We start from the raw sequence: 6,060 nt of genomic DNA, 5'->3' as shown, positions 1-6,060 counted from the left end.
GAACAGGGCCATGGGGCGAGTCTGTCCAGAACCGGCCAAAATCGCTGAAATCGGCTCAAAATGACGGCCGTCAGGCAGCCTGAGGCCGATCATCATCCCGAAATCGCGCCGACCCCACCATAGCGCCAGAAATCAGACCGTTCTTGCGGGTGTCCAGCTGGCGTTGCCGACGCCCCTGGCCTACGTCTTCGCTGCGCCGAAGAGCGAGGAGGTTGCGACCACGGAGATCAGAAGCGCGCCGGTTGCCCAGACGAGCAGGCCATGGGTGGCATCGCGCACCTTACACTCCTCGCCATTGGCATCGAAGCTGGGGTGGCGCATGCGGCCTGCGAGATACCCGCCGGCCATCGTGGCTGAGGCCATGACCAAAAGCGCCCACAAGCCGCCCGCAATCGCCAGTGCGGTGGCGCTGGAACTCCTCTCGAAATCGGCGGAGACCATCGACAGCCCGATCGCCGAGCCGAAGACCGTCATGATGGTCGAGATGGCGGTGGCGATGACCGCGCCACCGAGGATCGGCCCCCACTGCACATAGGAGCGGTTCTCCTTGTTGACGCTCACAGGGGCAACGACAACGTCAGTTCCAGATATGGACATGGCGATTCCTATCGAAGACCGAGGAACGACAGGACAACGAGTACTACAACAATAAGACCGACAATATAAATCACGCCGTTCATTAGTGCCTCCTATGAAGTTATTCCGAAAGACTGATTTGAATTCCGGAAATCATTATACCTGGAAACCCGACAACACCCCGCCGCTGCTGAGGTGCAGGCAAATTGCGGTCCCAGCGATGGCGGGGATAGACTGAAGCCGGGTTTGAAACCCGGCTCCGGAAGATCTCGATCACTCGACGATATGAACGATGCGCCGGCTCGACGGCTCGACCAGCACGACATGGTTGTCGGTGTACACGTAGCGATATTTGCTGACGTCCGGTCCCCAATCGGTAGGGGCCGCACGAAGCTCGACATCGGCCGGAAGGGTCGCGCCGACCGTGACCTTCTCCTTGACCATGACGGACTTCACATTCTCCTTGACCACGTACTCTTTGATCCGGGTCTGCTCGGGTTGACCGATCGTGATCTGAGTGCTGGTCTGGGCAAAGGCGGCCGAGCTGGCGATAAGCGCAGAGGCCGCGACCATTCCAAGAATCGTGTGTTTCATGATGGTTCCTCCGATTTACGCACCTTGGTGCGACGGGCCATCAACGTGGGCGCCTCATCTCAGTTCCTAACTTAAAAAAAGCAAAATCTGGCCATGACCGGCGATGCATCTTTGCTAGCGGCGGAAGCAAGAGGCCCGGCCCCTTTGGAGCTCCGAGCCGATGTCCGTCTTCGTGCGCAGGCGAACGGCCGCTACTGATTTCCCTGTCCTACGCGCCGATCGGACATTGCCGGCTCGCCTGGTGCATAGTTCCACTTCTCTTCCGGGTTCATACGGCCGATTGCCTGTACAGAACGAGGACTTTTCGCCTCAATACTTCCTCGTCTTCCGCGACGGCCACAAGCGCAGCCACGATATAGGCTAACCGCGTCCGTTGCCGCTGCTCAAACGCATCAGGAGTGCTCGACCTGACTTCGTCCCATACGGCCTTCAAAACTGCCTGCGCCCGAGCAAGGTCGACGGGGTCGTTCAGCGACGAGAATGGCATGGCTCCTTCCTCCGCTGTGGGGTGCGCCCGAAAATATAGGCAGTTGCATCACCCGCGCATTGATCTGAGACAAAAAAAAGCCCGCGGCCAGAAGGAAGCGGGCAGTTCACGTTAACAGTCGTGCGCCTGACCCTTGGATTGAAACCCTGGGCCCAATTGACGTGGGCCGCGCGGCTAAATGTGCCCCCGTTCGAATGCCGAGCCCCGTCAGGCTTCCGATGCCGAAGTTGAAAGGTGGGGTCTGCTGCTCGTCGGAGCTACCCACTTTGCGCGGTTGTGTCTTGCGGACGGCAGTCTCCTACAGTCTGCCATGGACGAACGGAATCCCGCAGGGGCTTTGCCGAACAGCCAAGACCAAGAGGGTCGCGGCCCGACCTTCTCATCTGCAGAAAGGTCGTCTTACCGAGGCAGCGCAGCGCTTGTAATTCTCGCGGCAAGTCTGCCCATCATGGCCTCGGGCGGAACTTTTTACGTCGATGCGCCGAGCCACCTCTTCCGAATGGCCCTCGGCGAGGCGATGCTGACGGGGAAGTGGATTCTGAGTTTTATCTGGCGAGCAGTGCTCCGCAAGCCGCGCGGAAATTGATCTTTTCCCATTGCATCGGCCACATCACCTTTCGCGTAGCGATAGATGATAGCCTGCTCTTAGCGCATTCACGCCGATGAAAGCTGCCCTGGCTCGCGCCGGTCAAGTCGGCTGATGAAGGCCGCGCACACGCCGGTTCAGGGTTCTCTCCGTGGTCAATCTATAGATCGCTTGCGTCAGATGGGTCGTCCGAAGTGGCCCCCGCAGTTGCCGTCGAAGGCACTGCATTTTCGGGGACGGCCTGATCCGCGCCATACGTCCCGGGGGGGGACGCATCCGTAAAGTCAGTCGACCGGTCATGCGGCTGCGGAACTCCAACACCCTCGAGAGCTTCAACCCCACGCTGTCGACGTCTAAAAGAGCAAGTTTTGCGTCAGTAGGTGTCGTCGCCCCCTCATAGAGTTGATTCCTCGTCATCCTGTTTCCCTTGTTCCCCGGCCGGCAACGGTCTTCTCGGGAACGGTCTGCGGCCGTGAAAGGGCGATTTCGCCCTCCTCTGGCTCACCGAGAGGCGCCGGAGCAGGGGCGCCCCTTCTATTCGACTGGCGCCCAGCTACTGTCGGGGTCGTAGCGGAGGAGGCGGTCCGCCAAGGCGCTGGTCTTCGAGCCGAGATTCTTCTGCAGGACGACGCCATTATGCCCGCAGATGAAGGTCATGACGCCGGTCTTGCCCCACGCGGCCGGCCAGGCCGCGAGGCCGAAGCCAGAGATCATGTTGCCGTTGATGACGTAGGAATGCGCGCCGCCGGGCGCCCAGGGTCCTTGTGCCTTCAGGATGCGAAAAAGGTAACCGCCATACGCCCGGTTCTCCTGATTAAGCAGCGCCTCGCTCAAGGCACCCTCGAGCGGGCTGACATCAGCCTGCCCGGTTCTTGGCCAGTACAACCCGTCCTGCGTGCCAGGTGTCGAGATGAGGTTCTGGGCATATTCGTGCACCTGATCGCCATCATGGTCCATGCGGAAATACTCGCGCTGGGCGCCGATATAGGCTTGGCAGGCCTCGATGGCGCGCAGTTCATTCGCGCCAATCGTGCGGTTGAGGATTTCGTCCCGCCCGGCTGYGATATCGAACATCCAGGCCTCGCCGCGCCGGACGATCGGAATCGGGAACTCGAACTTGCGTTTGCCGATCGTCAGGATCCGCGTCGCGTCGCCGCGCGGCGTCAGCGTGACGGCTTCCGCCGCAGCTTCGTTGAAGCGCTCGAGTCTCTCGCGGTCCAGAGTGGCGTCGCCGGTGCTCAGCACGTCGCGGGCCCCCAACCCGAAAATGCGATCAAGGACGCCGGGCGCGGGCTCGCGCGCCCGCGCCGCCTCGATCAGTGCACTGGACGCCGCATCGGGTGACGGGAAGCTCTGCTGGGCTGCGGCAGGGCCCGCCATCATCAGGACAGTGAGCGAGACCCGAACTGAAATCCAAGCGTGATGTGCCATGATCATGTCCCCCAATCAGCGCCGTCCGCCGCGACCGCCGCCGCCCCCGCGGCCGCCACCACCGCCGATATGACCGCCGCCGCCGCGACCCCCGCCGCCGATCTGCCCGCCGCCACCGCCGCGGCCTGCCGGCATGCTGATCTGGCCGCGGCTGGACGCTCCGCGATTGCCATAGGCCGCCGCGCCACGCCCTGCATCAATGCCGTCAAAAGCGCTCGGGGCTGTTGGGCGGGGCCTTGCACCCCCCTGCGGCGCCGCTGGTCGCGCCTGTGCCGTCGGCGGCCGTGCCGAGGGCCGTTCTGGTCCCGACGGTCGCGTCGCGGGCCTGCCTGTGTCGGCCTGTGGTCGGCCCTGCCCGGTCCCGCCCTGGGGGCGATCTTGTCCGGGTCGCACATCGGGGCGTGCGGGTTGCTGGGACGGTCGCTGGCCGATCATGCCAGCCGCCGCACCGCCGATCGCGCCTGCTGCCGCACCGCCCAGCACTCCACCGACGCCGCCAGCCGGTCCGGGGCCGCCGACACCACCTGGACCGCCTGCTCCGCCGACGCTGCCGATACCGCCTGGACCTCCCGGACCACCGACGCCGCCAACCCCGCCCGGGCCGCCTGGCCCGCCGACGCCACCAATGCCGCCGGGCCCTCCCGGACCACCGACGCCGCCAGCCGGCCCGGGGCCGCCTATGCCGCCTGGGCCGCCCGGACCACCGACACCGCCTGGGCCACCTGGCCGGCCTGGGCCGCCAGGGCGGGCGAGGCCGGGCTTGGAGCCCTGCCCAGGCCGATACCGGTCAGGGTCGGGCCGCCACGGCTTGGTGTTGCCGATGCTGTTGCCGTTGCCGATGTTGTTCCCGCTTCCGATAATATTGCCGCCGCCAATATTGATCTCGTTGCCAATATTGATGTTTCCGCGCCCGGGTGCGCCGGGATAGCCGGGCCGGTAGCCTGGATAGCCAGGCCAGCGCGGAGGATAGACCGCCCCGGTGCCCCAGTTCCACGGGTTGTTGTACATCACGGCGCCCACGGCGATGGCGGTCCCGAAGGTCAGGAGCGCGCCCGGGACGGCGGAAGCGACCGGCTGGTAGACGACCCCGGGATCATAACTTGGAACATAGATCACCTCCGGTTCCGCCGGCTCGATATAGATGACCGTGCTGGAGCCCTCGGTCTTCTGGACCACGGTCTGCTGTGGCGTGGATTTCAGGGCACCGCCCTTTGCCGCCATGGCCCGCAGATCCTGGATGACGGCCGCTACATCCGTCGGCTGGTAGACAAAGGCGTCGCCGAGATCGCTCGTCCAATCAAGGTTCTCGTTCATCTGCTTGACCAGGTCGGGAAAGCGGATCAGCGCCTTCACGCTGGCATCCCAGGTCATGGCGTCGGCTGCTGTGAAATCGGCCTTCTCGACAGCCGCCTTGTTTCGATCCAACCAGCGCGCCGCCTGCACGATGTCGAGCGGATAGGCCGAGGCCGGCAGCAACTGCGCCAGCAGCGGGTCGGGGTAGAGTGCGATCGGCTTCACCAGCGGCTCGATCTCGGCACGGGTGAAGACCGTGTCCGCGGCCTGGGCTGGCGCGGCCTGTGGCGCTGGAGCAGCCTGCTGGGCGAATGCGGCGCCGAGGCCGGGGAGAACGGCGCTGGCTGGAGCCAGCGCCAGCGCCATTGCGGATAGGGCAATCATTCCGTGTCGCATGCCGTCCTCACGCTCAAGTCCATGCAATCAAGCCGATCCATCACGATTTGGCCAGCCTATCTGAACCGACCCACATTCACGATCTGGACGCGCCGGTTGGCCGCGGGGTCCGGGTTCTCCCGGTTCTGCAACTGCCCTTCGCCGAGGCCGACTGAGACAATCCCGGCGGGGGCGATGCCGAGTGTGGTGACCACCGCGTCGCAACTGCATCGGCCCGCTTCTGGCTCAGCGTCAGGTTGGACTTGCGGTCGCCGACCGCGTCGGTGCGATTTCAGAGAAAGCCGGCGAGCTTGCCATGGGCAAACGCCCTGGGATGATGACTTGATTTATTAGGGTGAGCACAAACGTTTGAACTGCTGTCGGCAGCTTTCGAGTTTCATCCTGTCACGACCTGTGGCCCAGCGCCTGGCGTCGAAGTTCGGCCTTCGATTCGGTAGGCGAATGAATAGCAAACAGCCCGGCGCATCGGCCGGGCTGTTTGCTGCAACGTGCCGCTCAGAACTTGTAGTTCACGCCGACGCGCACGAGCCCGGCACCGCCGCCGCCATTGCTGACTGCGGTATAGGTTCCGGCCGGGAGCACACCGCCCGCCGCATTGTCGAAGGATCGGGCGCGCCGGCCCTCGCCGGTATCGACGTAGAGGCCTTCGATCTTGGCCGTCCAGTTGTTGGTGAAGGCGTATTCGACACCGCCGCCG

General features: G+C 64.2%; 4 protein-coding genes and 1 pseudogene. All 5 read right to left on the bottom strand.

The window, feature by feature from the left end; all coding sequences use genetic code 11:
- Positions 1-180: 180 nt before the first annotated feature.
- Positions 181-597, bottom strand: a complete 417-nt coding sequence (locus AC1DVA_RS25840; RefSeq protein ID WP_476807769.1) for a hypothetical protein — start codon at positions 595-597, stop codon at positions 181-183.
- 252 nt (positions 598-849) lie between these two features.
- Entirely contained in the window at positions 850-1,170 is a 321-nt protein-coding gene (locus AC1DVA_RS25835) for a DUF1236 domain-containing protein (RefSeq protein WP_476807768.1), read from the bottom strand.
- 1,607 nt (positions 1,171-2,777) lie between these two features.
- On the bottom strand, positions 2,778-3,674 hold the full coding sequence (locus tag AC1DVA_RS25830) for a DUF2950 domain-containing protein (protein WP_476807767.1): 897 nt from the start codon (positions 3,672-3,674) through the stop codon (positions 2,778-2,780).
- A 15-nt stretch (positions 3,675-3,689) separates the two neighbouring features.
- Positions 3,690-5,351 (bottom strand): DUF3300 domain-containing protein, encoded by a 1,662-nt coding sequence (locus AC1DVA_RS25825; RefSeq protein ID WP_476807766.1) that lies wholly within the window; start codon positions 5,349-5,351, stop codon positions 3,690-3,692.
- A gap of 507 nt (positions 5,352-5,858) precedes the next feature.
- Positions 5,859-6,060: pseudogene (locus AC1DVA_RS25820) on the bottom strand (outer membrane protein); the annotation flags it as partial.

This window comes from Allobosea sp. P4_C6, assembly GCF_056402015.1.
The sequence above is the reverse complement of the archived record's forward strand: the minus strand, read 5'-3'. Positions and strand labels throughout refer to the sequence as shown.

Coding starts and splice junctions, on each gene's coding strand:
- AC1DVA_RS25840 (WP_476807769.1), bottom strand. CDS start 597: ATGTCCATATCTGGAACTGACGTTGTCGTTGCCCCTGTGAGCGTCAAC.
- AC1DVA_RS25835 (WP_476807768.1), bottom strand. CDS start 1,170: ATGAAACACACGATTCTTGGAATGGTCGCGGCCTCTGCGCTTATCGCC.
- AC1DVA_RS25825 (WP_476807766.1), bottom strand. CDS start 5,351: ATGATTGCCCTATCCGCAATGGCGCTGGCGCTGGCTCCAGCCAGCGCC.